The sequence below is a fragment of the Brenneria alni genome (assembly GCF_003666245.1).
Lineage (GTDB): Bacteria > Pseudomonadota > Gammaproteobacteria > Enterobacterales > Enterobacteriaceae > Brenneria > Brenneria alni.
Genome location: NZ_MJLZ01000001.1, coordinates 1 through 22,749, shown reverse-complemented (window position 1 = coordinate 22,749; position 22,749 = coordinate 1). Strand labels below are relative to the sequence as shown.

18 protein-coding genes and 1 pseudogene are annotated in these 22,749 nt (G+C 52.1%); 17 read left to right on the top strand and 2 right to left on the bottom strand.

The window, feature by feature from the left end; genetic code table 11:
- From BIY29_RS00090 to BIY29_RS00030, 13 genes are all read left to right on the top strand, one after another.
- Positions 1 to 663, top strand: coding sequence for an amino acid ABC transporter permease (locus tag BIY29_RS00090; RefSeq protein ID WP_121572677.1), 663 nt, complete (start codon positions 1 to 3; stop codon positions 661 to 663).
- A complete protein-coding gene (locus tag BIY29_RS00085; protein WP_121572676.1) occupies positions 656 to 1,408 on the top strand; it encodes an amino acid ABC transporter ATP-binding protein in 753 nt (250 codons plus the stop codon). Before BIY29_RS00090 ends, BIY29_RS00085 begins: the two co-directional genes overlap by 8 nt.
- Positions 1,409 to 1,510: 102 nt before the next feature.
- Positions 1,511 to 1,918, top strand: a complete 408-nt coding sequence (locus BIY29_RS00080) for a RidA family protein (RefSeq protein ID WP_121572675.1) — start codon at positions 1,511 to 1,513, stop codon at positions 1,916 to 1,918.
- A gap of 12 nt (positions 1,919 to 1,930) precedes the next feature.
- Positions 1,931 to 3,082, top strand: coding sequence for an acetylornithine deacetylase (argE, locus tag BIY29_RS00075; RefSeq protein WP_121572674.1), 1,152 nt, complete (start codon positions 1,931 to 1,933; stop codon positions 3,080 to 3,082).
- A 330-nt stretch (positions 3,083 to 3,412) separates the two neighbouring features.
- Complete coding sequence (gene acnB / locus BIY29_RS00070) at positions 3,413 to 6,010, top strand: bifunctional aconitate hydratase 2/2-methylisocitrate dehydratase (RefSeq protein ID WP_121572960.1); 2,598 nt, start codon at positions 3,413 to 3,415, stop codon at positions 6,008 to 6,010.
- A 214-nt stretch (positions 6,011 to 6,224) separates the two neighbouring features.
- Positions 6,225 to 6,587 carry a protein YacL gene (gene yacL, locus BIY29_RS00065; RefSeq protein ID WP_121572673.1) on the top strand — a complete coding sequence of 121 codons (363 nt, stop codon included), beginning with the start codon at positions 6,225 to 6,227 and terminating at the stop codon, positions 6,585 to 6,587.
- A 279-nt stretch (positions 6,588 to 6,866) separates the two neighbouring features.
- Positions 6,867 to 7,832, top strand: coding sequence for a 2-keto-3-deoxygluconate permease (locus tag BIY29_RS00060; protein WP_121572672.1), 966 nt, complete (start codon positions 6,867 to 6,869; stop codon positions 7,830 to 7,832).
- Positions 7,829 to 9,103, top strand: a complete 1,275-nt coding sequence (dtnK, locus tag BIY29_RS00055) for a D-threonate kinase (RefSeq protein ID WP_121572671.1) — start codon at positions 7,829 to 7,831, stop codon at positions 9,101 to 9,103. Before BIY29_RS00060 ends, dtnK begins: the two co-directional genes overlap by 4 nt.
- Positions 9,063 to 10,076 carry a D-threonate 4-phosphate dehydrogenase gene (locus tag BIY29_RS00050; RefSeq protein ID WP_420808395.1) on the top strand — a complete coding sequence of 338 codons (1,014 nt, stop codon included), beginning with the start codon at positions 9,063 to 9,065 and terminating at the stop codon, positions 10,074 to 10,076. Before dtnK ends, BIY29_RS00050 begins: the two co-directional genes overlap by 41 nt.
- A 45-nt stretch (positions 10,077 to 10,121) precedes the next feature.
- Positions 10,122 to 10,937, top strand: a complete 816-nt coding sequence (locus BIY29_RS00045; protein WP_121572669.1) for a DeoR/GlpR family DNA-binding transcription regulator — start codon at positions 10,122 to 10,124, stop codon at positions 10,935 to 10,937.
- A 353-nt stretch (positions 10,938 to 11,290) separates the two neighbouring features.
- Positions 11,291 to 12,208 (top strand): dihydrodipicolinate synthase family protein, encoded by a 918-nt coding sequence (locus tag BIY29_RS00040; RefSeq protein WP_121572668.1) that lies wholly within the window; start codon positions 11,291 to 11,293, stop codon positions 12,206 to 12,208.
- Positions 12,209 to 12,289: 81 nt separating this feature from the next.
- On the top strand, positions 12,290 to 14,263 hold the full coding sequence (locus BIY29_RS00035) for a YjhG/YagF family D-xylonate dehydratase (RefSeq protein WP_121572667.1): 1,974 nt from the start codon (positions 12,290 to 12,292) through the stop codon (positions 14,261 to 14,263).
- A gap of 534 nt (positions 14,264 to 14,797) precedes the next feature.
- Positions 14,798 to 16,144, top strand: coding sequence for a gluconate:H+ symporter (locus BIY29_RS00030; RefSeq protein WP_121572666.1), 1,347 nt, complete (start codon positions 14,798 to 14,800; stop codon positions 16,142 to 16,144).
- Between the two features lie 42 nt (positions 16,145 to 16,186).
- On the opposite strand, the gene BIY29_RS00025 is transcribed toward BIY29_RS00030, so the two are convergent.
- Both BIY29_RS00025 and ssb1 read right to left on the bottom strand, forming a co-directional pair.
- Positions 16,187 to 16,945 carry an IclR family transcriptional regulator gene (locus BIY29_RS00025; RefSeq protein WP_121572665.1) on the bottom strand — a complete coding sequence of 253 codons (759 nt, stop codon included), beginning with the start codon at positions 16,943 to 16,945 and terminating at the stop codon, positions 16,187 to 16,189.
- A gap of 318 nt (positions 16,946 to 17,263) precedes the next feature.
- Positions 17,264 to 17,809: a single-stranded DNA-binding protein SSB1 gene (gene ssb1 / locus BIY29_RS00020; RefSeq protein ID WP_121572664.1), complete on the bottom strand. Its 546-nt coding sequence runs from the start codon at positions 17,807 to 17,809 to the stop codon at positions 17,264 to 17,266.
- 309 nt (positions 17,810 to 18,118) lie between these two features.
- Between ssb1 and uvrA the strand changes: the two genes are divergently transcribed.
- From uvrA to BIY29_RS00005, 4 genes and pseudogenes are all read left to right on the top strand, one after another.
- Positions 18,119 to 20,956 carry an excinuclease ABC subunit UvrA gene (uvrA, locus tag BIY29_RS00015; protein WP_121572663.1) on the top strand — a complete coding sequence of 946 codons (2,838 nt, stop codon included), beginning with the start codon at positions 18,119 to 18,121 and terminating at the stop codon, positions 20,954 to 20,956.
- Between the two features lie 190 nt (positions 20,957 to 21,146).
- Positions 21,147 to 21,238 (top strand): annotated as a pseudogene (locus tag BIY29_RS20475) (IS5/IS1182 family transposase); the annotation flags it as partial.
- Between the two features lie 199 nt (positions 21,239 to 21,437).
- Positions 21,438 to 22,304 carry a hypothetical protein gene (locus tag BIY29_RS00010; protein ID WP_121572662.1) on the top strand — a complete coding sequence of 289 codons (867 nt, stop codon included), beginning with the start codon at positions 21,438 to 21,440 and terminating at the stop codon, positions 22,302 to 22,304.
- A complete protein-coding gene (locus BIY29_RS00005; RefSeq protein WP_121572661.1) occupies positions 22,297 to 22,701 on the top strand; it encodes a DUF1240 domain-containing protein in 405 nt (134 codons plus the stop codon). The genes BIY29_RS00010 and BIY29_RS00005 overlap by 8 nt, the downstream gene beginning before the upstream one ends.
- The last annotated feature ends 48 nt before the right edge of the window (positions 22,702 to 22,749 follow it).

Here is a 22,749-nt window from a genome sequence, read left to right as displayed (position 1 = left end):
ATGAGTGATTTCTCACTGTGGGATATCTACCGTAATCTGCTGCTGGCGCTACGCTGGACGGTGGGGCTGTCGGCCATCGCCTTTATCGGCGGCGGCATCGTCGGCGGCATTCTGCTGGTGTGGCGTTTGTCCTGCGGTGTCTGGACGCAGCGCCTGGTTGCAGCTTACGTCAATCTGTTTCAGGGCACGCCGCTGTTGATGCAGCTCTTTCTGACCTACTTCGGACTGGGACTGCTCGGCATCGAAACCCCACCGTTGTTCGCCGCCAGCCTATGCCTGACGCTGTACGCCAGCGCGTTTCTCACCGAAATCTGGCGCGGCAGCGTAGCCGCTATTCCGCGTCAGCAGTGGGAGGCGGCCACCAGTCTGGCACTGTCGTTCAGTGAACAGTTGCGCTATGTGATACTGCCGCAGGCGATGCGTCTGGCTATCGCGCCGACGGTGGGATTTATGGTGCAGGCGGTGAAAGCCACCGCGCTGGCCTCGGTAATCGGTTTTGTCGAATTGACCCGTTCGGGACAGATTATTTCCAATGCCACCTTCGCGCCATTTTTGGTTTATGGCAGCGTGGCGCTCTTATATTTCATCCTGTGCTTTCCGTTGTCACTGTGGAGTCGGCATCTGGAAAAACATTTAACGCGGGGATCAACCGGTCATGACTAATTCCGCCCAGCTTGCCAGCGGCTTTGCGCTGGTCGATATTTGCGACTTGCATAAGCGTTTCGGCGACAATGAAGTGCTGAAGGGCATTGATTTGCAGATAAAACGTCAGGAGGTGGTTTGCATCATCGGCAAAAGCGGTTCGGGCAAGAGTACGCTGCTGCGCTGCATCAACGGCCTGGAGTCCTTCCAGCAGGGGGAACTGCGCGTAGACGGTCAGCCTGTCCAATACGACGATGAAACCGCCATGCGTGAACTGCGCCAGGACGTCGGTATGATATTCCAGAGTTTTAACCTGTTTCCTCATCTCACCGTGGGGAGAAATATTATGCTGGCGCCGTCGCTGGTGAAGAAAATGCCAAAGGACGAAGCGGAGCGCGCCGCCCGACAACTGTTGCAACGCGTCGGGCTGGCGGAAAAGTTCGACAGTTGGCCGGACAGCCTGTCGGGTGGCCAGCAGCAGCGTGTGGCGATTGCCAGAGCGCTGGCGATGAACCCGGAGGTTCTGCTGTGTGATGAGATCACCTCGGCGCTCGACCCGGAACTGGTGGGCGAAGTACTACAGGTGATTGAGAAGCTGGCCAAAGAGGGTATGACCATCATTATGGTGACCCATGAGATGAATTTCGCCCGCAAGGTGAGCGATCGCGTGGTGTTTATGCATCAGGGGAAAGTCCATGAGGCCGGTTCGCCGCAGGCTATTTTCGATAATCCGCAAAGCGCGGAACTGAAACAGTTTTTATCCTAAGACGCTATTAATCCAAAAATTAACCTTGTCAAACCATTGTACCGACAAGCTCTGCCGCAAACCCGCGGGTTTAAAAAACGGCTTTATCAGGAGAAATACACTATGGCACATACGCGTATCCGCCCGTTCAATACCAAAAAAACCTACCCCGAACAAAATCTGGACAACGATCTCTGTCAGGCGGTGGTCGCCGGCAACATGGTCTTTCTGCGCGGACAAATCGGCCAGAATCTGGATACCCGCGAGTCAGTCGGGATAGGCGATGTCGCGGCCCAGACCGAGCAGGCGATGTCCAACATCAAGATGCTGCTCGAAGAATCCGGCAGCAAGCTGGAGGATATTTGTAAAATCACCGTCTATCTGACGGACATCCGCTACCGTGAAACGGTTTACAACATCATGGGGCGCTGGCTGAAAGGCGTGTTTCCGGTATCGACCGGGTTGACTATCGCCGGGCTGGCGCGCCCGGAATGGTGGGTGGAAATCGACGTTATCGCCGTAAAATCCTGAGGATAGCCCATTATGACCACCGCCATTGATATCCTGTCCGAACTGATTGCTTTTCCTACCCTCAGCCGTCAGTCCAATCTGGCGCTGATTGACTTTGTGGAGGACTATCTGGCCGGTTACGGCGTTCGCGTACGCCGGGTGTACAGCGCCGATGGCCAACAAGCGAATCTCTACGCCACCATCGGGCCGCAGGAGCGGGGCGGGATCTGCCTTTCCGGCCACTCGGATGTCGTGCCGGTGACGGGACAGCCGTGGAGTAGCGATCCGTTCACGCTGACACGGCGCGGCGATCGTCTCTATGGGCGCGGAACGGCGGACATGAAGGGGTTTATCGCCTGCGTACTGGCGTTGGCCCCGCGTTTTATTCAGGGCACGCGCGGCGCCGATGCCCAGCCGATACATATTGCCATCAGCTATGACGAAGAGATCGGCTGCGTCGGCGTGCGCGGCCTGCTGGATCAACTGGCGCGGGACGCCGTCCGCCCGACAGGGTGTATCATCGGCGAACCGACGATGATGCGAATTGCGACCGCGCATAAAGGGAAAAGCGCCTGGCGCTGCACCGTGCTCGGTCAGGCGGCGCACTCTTCCCAGCCGCAACAGGGCGTGAACGCCATCGAATACGCCGCCGAACTGATGATGTTTCTGCGTCAGCGCGGGCGCGACTGGCAAAGCGGCTTAACCGATACGTGCTACGATCCGCCGTGGTCGACGGTACAGACGGGAACCGTGCGCGGCGGCGTGGCGGTCAACGTGGTGCCGGATCGCTGCGAATTCGATTTTGAAATCCGCCCGCTGCCGGGCAGCGATCACCATTTGCTGGCGGATGATCTGAGTTATTTCGCCCGCCGACAAATCGTGCCGCAAATGCGGCAGGTCGCTGGCGACGCGGATATTCAGTTTGAGATGCTGTCGGCCTATCCTGGTTTACGGGACGATACGTCGCTGGATATGCTGAAACACCGCTGCGCGGCGGCGGCGGAACAGCCCGGATTTCACGCGCTGGCGTTCGGCACCGAGGCTGGGTTGTTTCAGCAGGCGGGGATCCCGTCCGTCGTCTGTGGGCCAGGATCGATTGCACAGGCCCATAAGGCGGACGAGTATATCGACTGTAGCCAGTTGGATCAGTGTCAGGCGTTTCTGGCGCGGGCGCTCGGCGTATAGCGGGCCGCGCTCTGAACATGTCGGCGCGTTGCCGCAGACATTATGTCCCCGGACAATGCCGCATTGCTGATAACGCGCCGCTTCATCGTCGTAAAATGCCAGTGACCGCGATGAATGGGATACGCGTTCACCAATGAAGTGAAAGAAACGATCTCTTGATGTTGCCACTTTGTAAACGAATTAACAGGTGCTGCAAATTCTGATATGCTGACGGCGCTGTACCGGGCACTCTCTTACCTTACATCCATATGCTGACACATCGGCATGGAAATCATCATCAGGAACAAGAGCGTCGGGCATAACAAAGACAATGAGAGCGAGGAGAAAGTCGTGCTAGAAGAATATCGTAAGCACGTAGCCGAGCGGGCTGCGCAGGGGATTGTTCCAAAGCCGTTAGATGCCACGCAAATGGCGGCGCTGGTTGAATCATTAAAACATCCGCCTGCCGGTGAAGAAGACGTTTTGCTGGATCTGCTGATTAACCGTGTTCCCCCTGGCGTTGATGAAGCCGCCTACGTTAAGGCCGGTTTTCTGGCGGCAATCGCCAAAGGTGAGGCCTCTTCCCCGCTGATCAGTCCTGAAAAAGCGGTTGAACTGCTTGGCACCATGCAGGGCGGTTACAATATTCATCCGCTGATTGACGCGCTGGACAGCGACGTATTAGCGCCGATTGCGGCAAAAGCGCTGTCACACACGCTGCTGATGTTTGATAACTTTTACGATGTGGAAGAAAAGGCGAAAGCGGGGAATACCTACGCCAGACAGGTTATTCAATCCTGGGCGGATGCCGAGTGGTTCCTGTCCCGCCCTGAACTGGCGGAAAAAATTACCGTCACCGTCTTCAAGGTGACCGGTGAAACCAACACCGATGACCTGTCTCCCGCGCCTGATGCCTGGTCGCGCCCGGATATTCCGCTACATGCCCTGGCTATGCTGAAAAACGCCCGTGAAGGGATTGATCCCGACCAGCCCGGCGTGGTCGGGCCGATCAAACAGATTGAAGAACTGAATAAGAAAGGTTTCCCGCTGGCCTATGTCGGTGATGTGGTCGGAACCGGTTCTTCCCGTAAGTCCGCCACCAACTCCGTGCTGTGGTTTATGGGCGACGACATTCCCCATGTGCCGAATAAACGCGGCGGCGGTGTGGTGTTGGGCGGGAAAATCGCCCCTATCTTTTTCAATACGATGGAAGACGCCGGTGCGCTGCCGATCGAGGTGGAGGTAAACGACCTGAACATGGGGGATGTGATTGATATCTACCCGTATAAGGGAGAGATCCGTCGCCATGATACCGGTGATGTGCTGGCAACCTTTGCGCTTAAAACCGATGTTTTGCTGGATGAGGTGCGCGCCGGTGGCCGTATTCCGCTGATTATTGGCCGTGGTCTGACGTCAAAAGCGCGTGAATCACTGGGATTGCCGCCAAGCTCCGTGTTCCGTATCGCCAGGTTGGTGGAAGCCAGCAGTAAAGGCTTCTCGCTGGCGCAGAAAATGGTGGGGCGCGCCTGCGGCGTTGCCGGTATTCGTCCTGACGAGTATTGCGAGCCGAAGATGACCTCGGTCGGCTCTCAGGATACCACCGGGCCGATGACCCGTGATGAATTGAAAGATCTGGCCTGTCTTGGCTTCTCCGCCGATCTGGTGATGCAATCGTTCTGCCACACCGCCGCCTATCCGAAGCCGGTGGATGTGACCACGCACCATACGCTGCCCGACTTCATTATGAATCGTGGCGGGGTGTCGCTGCGTCCGGGCGATGGCGTGATCCACTCCTGGCTCAACCGTATGCTGCTGCCGGATACCGTCGGCACCGGCGGCGATTCCCATACCCGTTTCCCGATCGGTATTTCTTTCCCGGCGGGTTCCGGGCTGGTGGCGTTTGCCGCCGCCACGGGGGTGATGCCGCTGGATATGCCGGAGTCTGTGCTGGTGCGTTTTAAAGGCAAAATGCAACCGGGTATCACGCTGCGCGATCTGGTGCACGCCATCCCGCTGTATGCGATTAAACAAGGGTTGTTGACCGTTGAGAAGAAAGGCAAAAAGAATATTTTCTCCGGTCGTATTCTGGAAATCGAAGGGCTGCCGGATTTGAAAGTAGAGCAGGCATTCGAACTGACCGATGCGTCGGCGGAGCGTTCTGCCGCCGGATGTACCATTAAGCTGGATAAAGCCCCGATTATTGAATACCTGAATTCCAATATCGTGCTGCTGAAGTGGATGATCTCGGAAGGTTACGGCGATCGTCGTACGCTGGAGCGCCGTATTCAGGGTATGCAAAAATGGCTGGCCGATCCGCAACTGCTGGAGGCCGATGCCGATGCGGAGTATGCCGCGGTTATCGACATCGATCTGGCTGAAATCAAAGAGCCGATCCTCTGTGCGCCGAACGATCCCGATGATGCCCGCTGGCTGTCAGACGTACAGGGAGAAAAAATCGATGAGGTATTCATTGGTTCCTGTATGACCAATATCGGTCATTTCCGGGCCGCCGGTAAACTGCTGGATAGTCATAAAGGCCAACTGCCGACCCGTCTGTGGGTGGCGCCGCCGACCAAAATGGATGCCGCGCAGTTGACCGAAGAAGGTTACTACAGCGTGTTTGGTAAAAGTGGGGCGCGTATTGAGATCCCCGGTTGCTCTCTGTGTATGGGGAACCAGGCGCGTGTGGCCGACGGGGCGACGGTGGTGTCAACCTCTACACGTAATTTCCCGAACCGTTTAGGCACGGGGGCCAACGTCTATCTGGCTTCTGCGGAACTGGCGGCGGTGGCTTCACTGCTCGGCCGTCTGCCGACGCCGGATGAATACCAGAGCTACATGGATCAGGTGGATAAAACCGCGCTGGATACCTACCGCTATCTGAACTTCGACCATTTGGATCAGTATACCGAGAAAGCGGATGGCGTGATTTTCCAGACGACGGTTTAAATCATCGTAGTTTGTCTCTTGGCTGGCAGGAGAGGAGGCTATCAGGCCTCCTTTCTCGTATAAAAACGTGTCAGAGTTGAGGAAATAAATCAGGCTGACACGGCCTACATTAGATCGGCAAGACCTTTTTTGTTCCAATTATGCGAGCTATCACTGTGGCAGTGCAGACGGGCCGTTACACTGAAAGACAAGCAATATCACTGAGGATGGCATCATGGACTATGAATTCTTGCGGGACGTTACCGGTCAGGTCATTGTGCGAATGTCGATGGGACATGAAGCGGTCGGTCACTGGCTGAATGAAGAAGTAAAAGGCCAACTGGCCGTGTTGGATGAGGTGGAAGACGCGGCCCGCTCGGTGGCCGGTACGGAGCGTCAGTGGCGAAAAGTCGGACATGAATACACACTGTTGTTGGACGGTGAGGAAGTGATGATTCAGGCAAATCGGCTTGAATTCATGGTTGATGAAATGGAAGAGGGCATGAGCTACTACGACGAGGAAAGCCTGTCGCTGTGCGGTCTGGAAGACTTTCTCGATCTGGCGGTGAAATATCGTGAGTTTGTGCAACAGCGTTAAGCGGGGAACCCCTCCAGAAATATGTCCACCGGGTTGCCGTGTAGGAAGCAATATCCAATATAAAGGTGTTGAGGAAAGTCACTAAAAGACCTTCATATATAAGCGTCAACGGGTGCCAACTCGTTGAGTACGCAGTGTCTGTATCCCCTCCATTTTGAATTTATTTAATCAAATAATCGTTCTGGTGATTTTCTATACTGGGATGTGGCTCTCATTTGTTTTATTTTGATCTAATATAATCATTCATGATTTAAATAAATCATATTTGACGGGGTAATGATGAAAATTAAAGCGACGATAGAAAAAATCCCTGGGGGAATGATGGTGGTGCCGCTGGTCCTGGGCGCCCTGCTGAATACGTTTGCTCCCCAGGCATTGAATGTCGGGGGATTTACCACTGCGTTGTTCAAAAATGGCGCGGCGCCGTTGATTGGCGCGTTCTTGTTATGTATGGGGGCGGGGATTCATATCAAAGCTGCGCCTAAGGCATTGCTAGTCGGGGGCAGTATTACGCTGACCAAATTTATCGTGGCGGTCGCGCTGGGTTTTGGGGTTGAACGATTGTTCGGCGCTGAAGGCCTTTGGGGGCTATCGTCAGTCGCCATTATTGCCGCTATGAGCAATACCAATGGTGGGCTCTACGCTGCGCTGGCCGGTGAATTTGGCGGTGAGGAGGAAGTGGGGGCGACACCATTGATGTCGCTTAGTGACGGACCGGTGCTAACGATGATTGCTTTGGGGGCGGCAGGCATGGCCAACATTCCGCTGATGTCTATCGTTGTAGTGTTGATCCCGATGCTGATAGGCATGTTGCTGGGCAATCTTGACGTACAGATGCGGGAGTTTCTCACCAGGGGCGGCCCGCTATTGATCCCGTTTTTTGCTTTCGCGCTGGGGGCAAGTATTGATTTGAGTATGCTGATTAAGGGCGGTATTGCGGGCATTTTACTGGGCGGCCTGACGACGCTGGTAGGCGGATTCTTTAACATCAAAGTTGATCGCTTGGTCGGCGGATCGGGCATTGCCGGCGCGGCAGCTTCCAGCACTGCGGGTAATGCGGTGGCGACGCCGATGGCAATCGCGCAGGCTGATCCGGCGTTGGCTGAGGTGGTGGCGGTTGCCACACCGTTAGTCGCGACCTCGGTCATTGTCACTGCATTATTAACGCCGATGCTGACGTCATGGGTGGCGAAGCGAAACCGGCAACTGAAAGCGCAATCGGCGGGTGGGGAGGACAAAATATGAAAATGGTGGTGATAGCCGATGATTTTACCGGGGCGAACGATACCGGCGTACAACTGGCCAAAAAAGGAGCGCGTACCGAAGTTGTGTTCGACGCACAGAGAAAAGCGCCGAGCCGGGCCGAGGTGCTGGTGATAAATACTGAGAGTCGGGCATTAACCGCCAAACAGGCGGCGGACAAAGTAAGAGACGCGTTGTTGCCCTATTACTCAGGAAGCAATGAATCGCCGCTGATTTATAAAAAAATTGATTCAACTTTTCGCGGCAATGTAGGGGCGGAAATAGGTGCGGCCATAGCGGTCAGTGATGCGCAGATCGCCATCGTCGCAGCGGCAATTCCTGCCGCCGGGCGTGTCACGTTGCACGGACAATGTGTGGTGCATGGCGTCCCGCTGGCGGAGACGGAATTTGCCAGCGATCCCAAAACGCCAGTTGTTTCCTCACATATTAAGACGTTGATCGGATTACAAACGGAATATCCCATTCACGAACTGGCTCTGTCGGTTGTTCGCTCTGATAACCTGGCGGCGGCGTTACAGAAATTGAGCCGTCAGGGGCCGTGTATTGTGGTGGTTGATGCCGAGCATGATAGCGATCTGGTTCGGCTGGCTCAGGCGATAACGCAAATCACCGCACGGTTTTTATTGGTCGGCGCCGCCGGTCTGGCTAATGCGCTTCCTTCCAACTGTTATTTAAATAGCGAACAGCGGCTGCCAGTGTTAGTCGTCGCCGGCTCAATGAGCGATGCGACGCGGCGGCAGATCGCGTTTGCCGCTGAGGCGAAATTGCTGGGCATCGTCGATGTTGACGTTGAAGCATTGCTTCAGGCGGATAGCCAGAATGCGCAGGATATCGTTACGCGTCAGGCGGTGACGTTACTTCAGGCCCGACAACACTGTGTGCTGCGCACCAGCCGTCACGCCGATGCCCGTCAGATGATAGATACGCTGTGCGAAAAGTATCAACTGAGCCGTCAGCAATTGGGCGACAGTATCAGCAATGCGTTAGGCGCGATTACGCTGGCAATCGTTAATCAGTCGCAGATTGGCGGTTTGTTCCTTACCGGCGGCGATATCGCCATCGCCGTCGCCAGAGCGCTGGGAGCGGAAGGGTATCGTATCACCAGTGAAGTTGCCCCCTGTGTGCCATGTGGAACCTTCGTTAACAGTGAGATAGACGATCTACCGGTGATTACCAAAGCAGGCGGATTTGGCGGAGAGTCAACGCTCCGGGATGCACTTTATTTTATTGAGGAGATGTACAGTGGCAAATAATACGATCGCAGTCACCATGGGCGATCCGGCGGGCATCGGGCCGGAAATTATTATTAATGCCTTGTCTGATGGAGAATTGTCGGGGGCGCCAGCGGTGGTGGTGGGCTGTCTGCAAACGTTACGTCGTGTTCAGTCTTTAGGGGTTACGGCCAATGTTGAACTGAAACCCATTCAACGGGTTTCGCAGGCATGTTTTGCACCTGGTGTCATCAATGTCATTGATGAACCGCTGGAAAATCCCGAGGCGCTGACGCCGGGGAAAGTGCAGGCCCAGGCGGGCGACCTGGCTTACCGTTGCGTTAAACGCGCCACAGAACTGGCGATGGCGAAAGAGGTTCATGCCATTGCTACCGCGCCGTTAAATAAAGAAGCGCTCTATCTGGCGGGGCATCATTATCCAGGGCATACGGAACTGCTGGCGAAACTCACCCACAGCCGCGATTTCGCTATGGTGCTGTATACCGATAAGCTGAAAGTCATACATGTCTCGACGCACATTGCGCTGCGTAAGTTTCTCGATACCCTGAGCCGTGAACGTGTCGAAACGGTGATTGCGATGGCCGATACTTTTCTCAAACGGGTCGGCTTTACCCATCCACGCATTGCCGTGGCCGGGGTGAATCCACACGCGGGAGAAAATGGTCTGTTTGGGGATGAAGAAATCAACATCGTCAGCCCCGCGATTGAGGCGATGAAGGCCAAAGGGATTGAGGTGTACGGCCCATGCCCGCCAGATACCGTCTACTTGCAGGCGTATGAAGGGCACTATGATATGGTGGTGGCCATGTATCACGATCAGGGGCATATCCCCCTGAAACTGCTGGGCTTTTATGATGGAGTCAATATTACCGCCGGATTGCCTTTTATTCGTACTTCTGCCGATCATGGCACGGCGTTTGATATTGCCTGGACAGGAAAAGCGAAGTCTGAGAGCATGGCGATCTCAATCCGGTTAGCCATGCAACTCGCTTAATATCGGCATGATTTTTCACGGTTAACCGGCGTCTTGATTAAATAAATGGATATCGTCGTGGGGCAAACATTCAGTGATGCTTTCCGCTTGAGCGGAGATAAAGTGAAAGGGCAAAGCCGTCTGGATCAGATTATGGATTATCTGAAAAGCCACAATCTGGTGACGGTGGATGAACTTGTTACTGTCATTGATGCTTCCCCGGCGACGATTCGCCGTGATCTGATCAAGCTGGATGAGCAGGGCGTTATCAGCCGCAGCCACGGCGGCGTTACGCTTAATCGGTTTATTCCCGCCCAGCCGACCACCAACGAAAAACTTCAACGTAACTTGCCGGAAAAGCAAGCCATCGCCCGTTATGCCGTGACATTGGTACAACCGGGAAGCTCGGTGGTGCTGGATGCGGGCACCACCATGCTGGAGCTGGCGCGTAATCTGACGCATCTGCCGTTGCGGGTGATCACAGCCGATCTGCAAATCGCCTTGTTTTTATCCGAATTCAAACAGATTGAAGTCACAATTATTGGTGGACGGATTGATGACAGCAGCCAGTCGTGTATTGGTGAGCATGGTCGGCGGTTACTGCGCAGCATCTATCCTGATATCGCGTTTATTAGCTGTAACTCCTGGAGCCTGGAAAAAGGCATCACTACGCCGACGGAAGAAAAAGCCGGGCTGAAGCAAGATCTCGGCCTGAATGCCAGCCGCCGGGTTTTGCTGGCGGACAGCAGTAAATACGGCGCTTATTCATTATTTTGCGTCACGCCACTATCAAACCTGACGGATATTGTCACGGACGGCGGATTGCCGTCAGAAGTACAGGCTCAACTTAAGACACAGCCGTTTAATCTGACGTTGGTGTAATAAAGGCGTCGCTGCTTTAAAAGCCTTTTGTATATTGATACCCATCTATCCGTTTTTTGGCCGGTAAAGCCAAAAACGCGTCCGCTGCCCTTCATTCGCATAAATTCCTCCTTATTCATTCAGGGTTTCATTTTCTGACACTGATTTTGTGATCCAGAAACCATTTCTAAACTCTGCCGTAAACAGGTTATTTACTCGCCATAAACGGTAATGCTAGCATTCGTGTTATGTAATATAGAACTTGGTTCTATAATGTAAAACAAACTATTAATGGGTTCTCAATCGTCGTGGTTGGCGTCGTCGAAAGACAAGGGCCTTTCTTTCCTGGTGTTTGATGTTGTAAGGAGACGTTCATGGGGTTTTCCACAAAATTTTCCGGGATCATTCCTCCGGTATCTTCGATCTTTGCCGCTAATGGCTCGCTGGATGAGGCGGGTATGCAGCGCGTGATCGATTATTTGATTACGGCTGGCGTGAATGGTTTGTTTTTCCTCGGTACTGGCGGTGAGTTTTCGCAAATGTCGGCGGCAGAGCGGATGCAGTTGACCGAAACGGTTGTTCGCCTGGTGGATGGCCGTGTTCCTGTACTGATCGGGGTCGGCAGCACCAATACCCGGGAAGCGGTGTCACTGAGCCAACATGCGCAATCAGCCGGAGCGGATGCGGTGGTTGCCATCAACCCCTATTACTGGCAAATCACCGAAGATAATCTGTTCGGTTACTACGGAGCCATTGCTCAGGCGGTTACGCTACCGGTGATTTTGTATAACTTCCCGAAACTGACCGGGCAGGATCTCCATCCTGAATTGGTGAAACGCCTTGCCGATGCACATGCCAACATTGTGGGTATTAAAGATACCATCGACTCGGTCGCCCATCTGCGCGACATGATCAGCACCGTGAAGTCTGCCCACCCTGATTTCAGCGTGTTCTGCGGGTTTGATGACCATTTACTGAATACGCTGCTGTTGGGCGGAGATGGGGCGATTTCCGCCAGTGCCAATTTTGCGCCAGCTTTGTCTGTCGACCTTTATCAGTCGGTATGCAATGGTGATTTGGCACAGGCGACGGCGCTGCATAAAACCATCCTGCAATTGCCGAAGCTCTATCAGATCGACAGCCCATTTGTAAATGTGGTGAAAGAAGCAATGCAATTGGCGGGGTTGGATATTTCGACTTTCTGCCTGCCGCCCACTCAGCCTTTGAACGCGGCCCAGAAAGCACAGGTCAGGCAAACGCTCATCAATGCCAATATCTTGCCGAAGGAATAACTCAGGCTACGGATAGCGCAGGTTACCGCTGTGACTCAAGGGAAACAGCGGCTTTCATTCTAATCAATAAGTGAAGAAGCCATGTCTATTAATACTATTTTTAATCAAGACAATGCGCAGGTCTATGATATTCATACTCACGCCGCAGGGCCTCAGGGGGCACTGCCGCTGACGCCGGAAATGCTGATAGATTCGCCGAGCGGCCATATTTTTGGCCTGACGCTCAATGCCGGGATGGGTTGGGACCCGAATAAGTTATTGGGCAGTGAGGTGTTGATTCTTGGCACACAGGGTGGCATTCGTGATGCGGATGGCACGCCAGTGGCATTGGGCTACCATACCGGTCACTGGGAAATCGGTTTACAAATGCGCGCCGCCGCCGAAGAAATTGCGCTTCATCGCGGCGTACCGTTTGCCGGCTATATCAGCGATCCCTGTGATGGGCGCTCTCAAGGCACCACCGGGATGTTTGATTCCCTGCCGTACCGTAATGATGCCGCAATGGTTTTTCGTCGTCTGATTCGTTCTCTTCCCACCCGCAAAGCTGTGATTGGCGTCGCGACCTGCGATAAAGGATTACCTGCGATGATGATTGCGCTGGCATCCATGCGTTCTCTGCCGACAATCATCGTTCCCGGCGGCGCCACGCTGCCGCCCACGCACGGCGAGGATGCGGGCAAGGTACAGACTATCGGGGCGCGTTTCGCCAATCACGACCTGACGCTGGAAGACGCCGCGATGCTGGGTTGCCGGGCATGTGCATCACCCGGTGGTGGATGCCAGTTTCTCGGTACGGCAGGAACGTCACAGGTAGTGGCCGAAGGGCTGGGGCTGGCGTTACCGCATTCTGCGCTGGCGCCGTCAGGGCAGGAAGTCTGGCTGGAGATTGCTCGCCAGTCGTCGCGGGCGGTGCTGACACTGGAACGTAAAGGGTTGACGACACGCGATATTCTGACCGATAAGGCGATTGAGAATGCAATGACGGTGCACGCCGCTTTTGGCGGTTCAACCAATCTGCTGCTGCATATTCCAGCCATTGCCCATGCCGCAGGGTGTCAGGTTCCCGGTGTCGATCAGTGGACTGCTATCAATCGCCGGGTTCCGCGTCTGGTCAGCGTATTGCCTAACGGCCCGGTTTATCATCCTACCGTGCGTGCGTTTCTGGCTGGCGGCGTACCCGAAGTGATGCTGCATCTGCGTGCATTAGGGCTGTTGCATGAAGACGCGCTGACCGTTACCGGTGAAACGTTGGGTGAAAACCTGGCATGGTGGGAAAATTCGCAGCGGCGTAAAATATTCCGCGAGCGTTTGCAAGAGTTGGACGGCATTCACCCTGATGAAGTGATCATGAATCCGACGCAGGCCCGCGCCAGAGGTTTGACATCGACGATTACCTTCCCTGTGGGCAATATTGCCCCGGAAGGATCGGTTATTAAATCGACGGCGATAGACGACTCGGTGGTGGGGGAAGAGGGTATTTACCGGCATACCGGGAAAGCCCGCGTCTTTACTTCGGAAGAACTGGCGATTAAAGCGATTAAACAAGGCCATGTGCACAAGGGCGACATCATGGTGATCATCGGCGGAGGGCCGTCGGGGACCGGCATGGAGGAGACGTATCAGGTTACCTCGGCGCTGAAACATTTACCTTATGGCAAATACGTCTCGCTGATTACCGATGCCCGTTTTTCCGGCGTTTCCACCGGCGCCTGTGTCGGGCATGTGGGGCCTGAAGCGTTGGTTGGCGGGCCGATTGGCAAGCTGCGTGATGACGATGTGATTGAAATTATCATCGATCGCCGGAAATTGTCGGGGTCGATTAATTTTATCGGCAGCGAGCAACAGCCGCTGACGCCGGATGTCGCCGCTGAAGTGCTGGCAAAACGTGAAGCCCATCCTGATTTGCGCCCTCATCCTGAATTACCTGATGACACCCGTTTATGGGCAGCCTTACAGGCGGCCAGCGGCGGAACCTGGAAAGGTTGTATTTACGATACCGATAAAATTATCGAAGTATTACAGGCGGGTGTGAAAGCATTAAATAATGGTGAATAGCAAAAAATAAAAAGATAATTACCGAATTGGAAATAATGTGATGTTGTGTATTACCGATTTGTATAAATTATACAGGCGGTAATATGCAATGAATAACTGCGCCTTTTATACTCGTCATACTTCAAGCTGCATGTGTGTTGGCTGCGTTACTCGGCCCATCCGTGGGCCTCGCCCTTATGGGGCCGCCGTGAGCAGCGTTCAAATCTGCTCACGGCAGATTTGTCATTTACCCGAATCACTTACTTGAGTAAGCTCATTCGGGTTCACTCACTTGCCGCCTTCATGCAACTCGAATTATTTAGGGTATATTAATGGCGTTCGTATTTATATTTATTGTCTTTTAAATTTAAAGTGTATTGGCTGTGTTATTTTTCTCCATTAGGGCCGCCGCTGCACTTTGAAATCCGTGAGGTATATATCGACTAAAAGAGAAATATATTTTATTGCAGGGGGAATATGATTCGTCACCAGGGAAATGATAAATAACAGAAATGCACCTTACCTTTAATAATATAAAAAACCGGAGTTGCTGATATGCCTTTACTTATTGTCTGTATCGGGATTTTTTTCCTGCTTATTTTAATCATGAAGTTAAAGTTAAATACGTTTGTTTCCCTGCTCATTGTCGCTTTTGGCGTTGCGCTGGCGTTGGGCATCCCGCTCAACGGTGTCGTGAAGTCCATTGAGAAAGGGTTAGGCGGAACATTAGGCCACATTGCGCTTATTTTTGGCGTGGGTGCCATGTTAGGGCGATTAATCGCTGATGCCGGTGGCGCGCACCGTATCGCAGTAACGTTGATTAATCGATTTGGCGAACGCCATATTCAATGGGCCGTGGTGATTGCGTCGTTTATTGTCGGGATTGCACTCTTTTTTGAAGTGGGATTGGTATTGCTGATTCCCATCCTGTTCACCATGTCACGGCAATTAAATGTTTCCATTCTGCATTTGGGCATTCCAATGATTTCCGCCTTGCTGGTTACTCACGGTTTTCTTCCGCCGCATCCTGGCCCCACGATGATTGCGGGTGAATATGGCGCAGATATCGGAACGGTATTATTTTACGGCATTATAGTCGGTGCGCCGACGGTGGTAATTTGCGGCCCGCTATTCAATAAAGTGGCAAAATTAATTGTCCCGGAAGGTTTCAGCAAAGTCGGGAATATTGATTCCCTCGGTATGCAGAAAACCTTTCGACTGGAAGACACGCCAGGGTTTGGCATCAGCCTGTTTACCGCCATGTTGCCGGTCATATTGATGTCGATTGCCACACTGGTGTCGATGGTTCAGCAGGAAATCGGCGTACCCGATAATCTGTTCACCGGCATTATCAAATTTCTGGGTGACGCATCGGTCGCAATGATTATCTCCTTGCTGTTCGCCATCTATTCGATGGGGTTGGCCCGGCATATTGCGGTGAAAGATCTGATGTCCTCATGCAGTTCCGCGGCTGCCGGTATCGGGATGATGTTGCTGATCATTGGTGGTGGTGGTGCATTCAAACAGGTGCTGATAGATGGTGGCGTGGGGAAATATGTCGCCGAACTGTTTTCCGGCACTTCGGCTTCGCCTATTCTGCTTGCCTGGGGCGTCGCGGCTATTCTGCGTGTTTCTTTGGGTTCTGCCACCGTCGCGGCCATTTCCACCGCCGGGCTGGTGATACCGACGCTGGCGCAAAGTCACGCTAATCTGGCTTTGGTGACGTTGGCGACAGGGGCGGGTAGTGCGATCGCCTCTCATGTCAATGATGCGGGGTTCTGGATGATAAAAGAGTATTTCGGATTGACGATGAAAGAAACCTTTGCGACCTGGACGTTATTGTCGACGCTGGTTTCTATTTTCGGTCTGGCCTTTATTTTACTGCTGAATATGGTGGTTTGACGGTGTTGCTCTGGTATGACAAGCCATGCCAGAGCAGCAATCTCAGCCTTCGTAACCAAGACGTTGGGATAGTTCTTTGGATGCGGCTTTCAGCAACACAATGTAGTCGTTGAATTCTGTATCGGAAACGCGGTTGGTCAGTGTCGACATACTGATTGCCGCGATAGTACGACGCGCATGGTTCCAGATGGGCACTGAAATACATCTCACGCCCTGTTCATTTTCCTGATTATCCAGCGCATAACCATGCTGGCGTACAGATTCCAGCGCTTTCAGGTAGGTTTCCCGATCAAGGATAGTGTTGGGTGTTTGCTGTGTAAATTCATAGTCTTGTAACAGCGCGTTGATTTCATTTTCAGGGTTGAACGCCAGTAAAACTTTACCAATCGCCGTCGCGTGAACAGGCAAACGCCGACCAATGCGTGAAAATGTAATGACGGCCAGTTTCCCTTCTACTTTATCGATGTATACCCCTTCTTTGCCATCAAGGATGGCGAGGTGTGTGGTTTGACCGGTTTGTGACGCCAGATCCAACAGATAGCTGCGCGCTTTTTCACGAATATCAATGGAGTTCACTACCAGATTACCGCGTTCGACCAGCTTCATACCTAACCGGTATTTGCCGTTTTCACGGTTTTGATCGATGTAACCCGCTACCTGCAACGTTTTCAACAAGGAGTGCAGCGTACTTTTATGTAAACCCATTTGGGTGCTGATATCGGTAATTTTGATTTCAACGTTGTATTCGTCGAAAAGGTCCAAAATACGTAAGGCGCGTTCTACCGACTGGATGATTGGCATAGAAAAACCAACTGCTTATGAGGGATAGGCGAATTTTCGAATGGTACTACGTCAGTCAGGGTAAATCAATTTGCCACGGTTGACATTGCCGAGTTTTGTGGGCAATCAGGCTTAACCCTATGGGGCTTGCAATGGCTGGCGCAAAGTAGGTTATTTCCCCGCAACCAGCCTTTTCCCGACTGCTACACTTCCCTCCCTCTTTCGAGGTTCAAACCCATTACCGGGTAAGGAACAGTCAGGCTCGCAATAGGCGTTCCAAGCCTGTGATTAACTCAATGGATTGAATTAACCAATTGATTTTCAAATAAAAAATAGCACTTAGAACGGAATGTCGTCATCAAAGTCCATCGGCGGTTCGTTGCCAGCGGCCGGCGCGTTGTTCTGTGCGGGGCGCGACGGCTGCGGTTGTTGAGCGCCGCCGCTGAACTGATTGCCACCCTGCGGCTGTTGAGGTTGGCCCCAACTGCCGGACTGCTGTCCGCCCGCGCCGCCACCCGCGGGTGCGCCGCCACCTTGACGACCGCCCAGCATTTGCATAGTGCCGCCAATGTTGACCACCACCTCGGTGGTGTATTTTTCTACGCCTGCCTGATCGGTCCATTTACGGGTTTGCAATGAACCTTCAATGTAAACCTGAGAGCCTTTGCGCAGGTATTCACCCGCGACTTCGGCCAGTTTGCCAAACAGCACAACGCGGTGCCATTCGGTTTTCTCTTTCTGTTCGCCAGTTTGCTTGTCACGCCAGGTTTCGGATGTGGCCAGCGTGATGTTGGCGACAGCACCGCCATTCGGCATATAGCGGACTTCCGGGTCTTGCCCCAAATTTCCGACAAGAATAACTTTGTTAACGCCTCTGCTGGCCATGCCCGTGTCTCCTGATGAATCAATTTATATGAGTATAAACGATCGATTTTAGCATGATAAAAGTATCTATCATACCTGCGAGGCTGAATCAAAAATGAATACGCGGATTGCAACGCTTGCATCAGATACTGTATATTCATTCAGCTTTTTTGATGGCGGGCTATCCCTGCCTATCCCCTTTGCGGGCCGTTGCAGGCGGCGTTAAAAAACGTTCCTGACGTTTTTTTTGTGCCATAATTGCACGTTTCGTACCGGTTGTCTCCGCCAGTGAGATGATGCAAAACTGTGTTTATTCCGGGAAGTGTGTGAATGGATAATATCGAAGTTCGTGGTGCCCGTACTCATAATCTCAAGAATATCAATCTGATAATCCCCCGCGACAAGTTGATAGTGATCACTGGATTATCGGGTTCAGGCAAGTCATCGCTGGCGTTTGATACGTTGTATGCCGAGGGGCAGCGGCGTTACGTCGAGTCACTCTCTGCTTATGCGCGTCAGTTTTTGTCGTTGATGGAGAAGCCGGACGTCGATCATATCGAAGGGTTGTCGCCGGCCATTTCCATTGAACAGAAGTCCACCTCGCACAACCCGCGTTCCACCGTCGGCACCATTACCGAAATTCACGACTACCTGCGCCTGCTGTTTGCCCGCGTCGGCGAGCCGCGCTGCCCGCGGCATGACGTGCCGCTGGATGCGCAGACGGTCAGTCAGATGGTGGATAACGTGCTGGCACAACCGGAAGGCAAGCGGCTGATGCTGCTGGCGCCGGTGGTGAAAGATCGCAAAGGCGAACATAGTAAAACGTTGGAAAATCTGGCGACGCAGGGTTATATCCGGGCGCGTATTGACGGTGAAGTGTGTGATCTTTCCGATCCGCCCAAACTGGAGTTGCAGAAAAAACACACCATTGAAGTCGTCGTCGATCGTTTCAAAGTGCGGGACGATTTGGCACAGCGTCTGGCGGAGTCTTTTGAAACGGCGCTGGAGTTGTCCGGTGGCAGTGCGGTGGTGGCTGATATGGATGATCCGACCGTGCCCGAATTGCTGTTTTCCGCCAATTTTGCCTGCCCGGTATGTGGTTACAGTATGCATGAGCTGGAACCGCGTATGTTCTCGTTCAATAACCCCGCCGGCGCCTGCCCAAGTTGCGATGGTCTGGGGGTTCAGCAATTTTTCGATCCGGCCCGCGTAATACAAAATGCGGAGCTCTCTTTAGCGGGAGGGGCGATCCGCGGCTGGGATCGTCGTAACTTCTATTATTTCCAGATGCTGCGCTCGCTGGCGGAGCACTACAAGTTTGATGTCGATGCCCCGTTTGACGTCCTGAGCGAGTCTGTCCAAAAGCTGATTCTGTACGGTTCAGGTAAGGAAAACGTCGAGTTTAAATACATCAATGACCGGGGCGATACCTCGGTGCGCCGTCACCCGTTTGAAGGGGTGCTGCATAATATGGAACGCCGTTATAAAGAGACGGAGTCCAGTGCGGTACGCGAAGAACTGGCGAAATTTATCAGCAATCGTCCTTGTGCCAGTTGTGGCGGTACGCGTTTGCGTGAAGAAGCGCGTCATGTGTTTGTCGAACAGACTACCCTGCCGCAGATTTCCGATATGAGCATCGGCCATGCGATGAGTTTCTTCCAGAATATGAAACTCAGCGGCCAGCGTGCTCAGATTGCCGAAAAAGTACTGAAAGAAATTGGCGATCGGCTGAAGTTTTTGGTCAATGTGGGGCTGAATTACCTGTCGCTGTCGCGTTCGGCGGAAACCCTGTCCGGCGGCGAGGCACAGCGTATTCGCCTGGCAAGCCAGATTGGCGCCGGGTTGGTTGGGGTCATGTACGTGCTGGATGAACCCTCTATCGGCCTGCATCAGCGTGATAATGAACGCCTGCTGGAAACGCTGATCCACCTGCGTAATCTGGGTAATACCGTGATTGTGGTGGAGCATGACGAAGATGCTATTCGTGCCGCCGACCATGTGATTGATATCGGCCCCGGCGCGGGCGTGCATGGCGGTGAGGTGGTCGCGGAAGGGACGATGGAACAGATTATGGCGGTGCCGGAATCGCTGACCGGGCAGTTCCTTTGCGGCAAACGTAAGATTGATGTCCCTGAACGGCGCGTACCCGCTGACCCAACCAAAGTGCTGAAGCTGATTGGCGCAAAGGGCAATAATCTGAAAGACGTGACGCTGACGTTGCCGGTGGGGCTGTTTACCTGTGTGACCGGGGTGTCCGGGTCGGGTAAATCCACGCTGATTAACGACACCTTATTCCCGCTGGCGCAGCGTCAGCTTAATGGCGCCACGCTGGCCGAACCGGCAGCTTACCGTGAGATTCAGGGACTGGAGCATTTCGATAAAGTCATTGATATCGACCAAAGCCCGATTGGCCGCACGCCGCGTTCCAACCCGGCGACCTATACCGGTATTTTTACCCCGATTCGTGAACTGTTTGCCGGTGTGCCGGAATCACGTACCCGTGGTTACAACCCCGGACGTTTCAGTTTTAACGTACGCGGCGGTCGTTGTGAAGCCTGTCAGGGTGATGGGGTCATCAAAGTCGAAATGCATTTCCTGCCGGATATCTATGTGCCGTGCGATCAGTGCAAGGGCAAACGCTATAACCGCGAAACGCTGGAAATTAAGTATAAAGGCAAGGGCATTCATGAAGTGCTGGATATGACTATCGAAGATGCCCGAGAATTCTTTGATGCGATCCCGGCATTGGCGCGTAAGCTGCAAACCCTGGTTGACGTCGGACTGTCGTATATCCGTCTGGGACAATCCGCCACTACGCTATCCGGCGGTGAGGCGCAGCGCGTGAAGCTGGCGCGGGAGCTGTCGAAACGTGGCACCGGGCAGACATTGTATATTCTGGATGAACCGACCACCGGCCTGCATTTTGCCGATATTCAGCAATTACTGGCGGTTCTGCATCAATTGCGCGATCAAGGCAATACCATCGTGGTGATCGAACATAATCTGGATGTGATTAAAACCGCAGACTGGATTGTCGACCTGGGACCGGAAGGGGGCAGCGGCGGCGGCGAAATTCTGGTATCCGGTACGCCGGAAACGATTGCTGAGTGTGAACAATCACATACGGCACGTTTTCTGAAACCAATGCTGGCGCGTAAACCTGTGTAACCTTCAACCGTAAGCTAGGGTAACTATGTGGATACAGCATGAAATTCACCTGAAGCCATCCTGTAGGGATGGTCTTTAACCTAAATAATGGCTTGGCATTATCCGCCGTGGTTGCCGCCTTCTGTATTTTGAATGTTATTCGATAAAGCAAACTTATTATGGGATAACAAAGCCGCAAAAAATCGGTCACCCTTATGTTGAACACCGCAATCTCATCAATGGGTGTTTGGAGTATTCTGTTCCGGTGCGCCGTGGCGTAATTTACCTGAGCGACATGGCTTATTGAGCAACGCAGCCTAAAATAATGAATTATTGATGGCATTAAGCCGTAATATCTTTAAGTAACAGAGGCTTTGGGGCTGAATAAAAATTTGCGAATTGGGTGCCGTCAATATTTGAAAATTATCATTTTTCCGTTACAGTGTTCGTATCAGGAGACATAGCTATTGACTTAAGTCAAATTCAAGGGAGTGAGGTGGTTATGAAATACGATCCAGTTTTAAGAACATTTGTTGAGGATGACTATCGTTTAGAAGATCATCTTGATTTTAAAAAACAGCATGTAGATATCAACTATCAAAAATTACATGCTCAACTAAATGAAATAAATAATGACAACATTCATGCCATATTGACTGAGCAAGAGGGATTATATTTTTTAAAAACGTTGTGTACGCCAAACCCTAATCAGTCGTGGAAAACAGCCCTCTTTGCCTGCACCGATCCCGCCTCGTCGTTTGCCGGGAATATTGCAGAAGCTGTGTCGGTGAGCAGAATCGTGATAGAGATGAAAGGATTTGGCGTGCAGGCAACGGAATATATTGGGAAGAATGGCAGTAAGTATATCAAGCTATCTGGTTATCCAGGAGTGAGGAAGTATTTAGATGCCACTAAATACTTAGTCGATAACCAAAAAATATTGGATATGGGAATAGGAACGAAAGGCATTGAAAGCGGAATTGCGGCGGGAGCAAGATTCTGCATTGTGTTTTCCGGCGCTTATCGAGCCATTGAGCTATTGTTGAAAGATGAATATGCATTAACCGATTTCTTTGTTAATTTAACCATGGATGCAGCAAAATTAGCGGTATCTATTGGCGTAGCTTGGATGGCAAAGACGATAGCGACCACAGCGATGGTCACAGGAACCAGCGTTATTGTTATTGCTGGGGGTATATTTGTCATAGGAGTTTTAGTGAGTGCAATATTATATTGGTTAGATAATAAATATAAAGTAAGTGAAGCAATAATAAAAAACTTAAAATCGCATAATTCATATAAATCACAATACTATCCTTACCATCCCGATCAGTTCTTTAATACTTGGGGGAGATACAGTCGTGGTTAAAGTAAATAGACCATTAGTTGGTGCATTTGCAGTATTGGTTTTCCTACTTTCATGCTGGGGATGCTGGTTTTCTTTAAGCGGATACATAGATTTCTTTAAATCAAGGGATGTAATTACTTTTTCATGGAAAGTTGGATTTATAATATTTGCAGTACCTTTGTCATTCTATTTTTCATATGTTTGTTTTTATTCTTCCATAAAAAACAAACATGTAAGGATCAATAATAAATTAGGGGAATGCTTGGTTAAACTGCTTATCTTTGGTGCAGTAGTTGGTTTGTTTTCATCGATATATATATCATATGAACTTAGTAATCAAGGTTATAAAACCTGTTCTAAAATATCCTGGATGGATCCTAATAAATATGTGAAAAATATTGCTCTTTGCAAAGAATAAGAAATAAGATGAAAATCTGAAAAGTTGCGTTTTTATATCCTGGAGAGA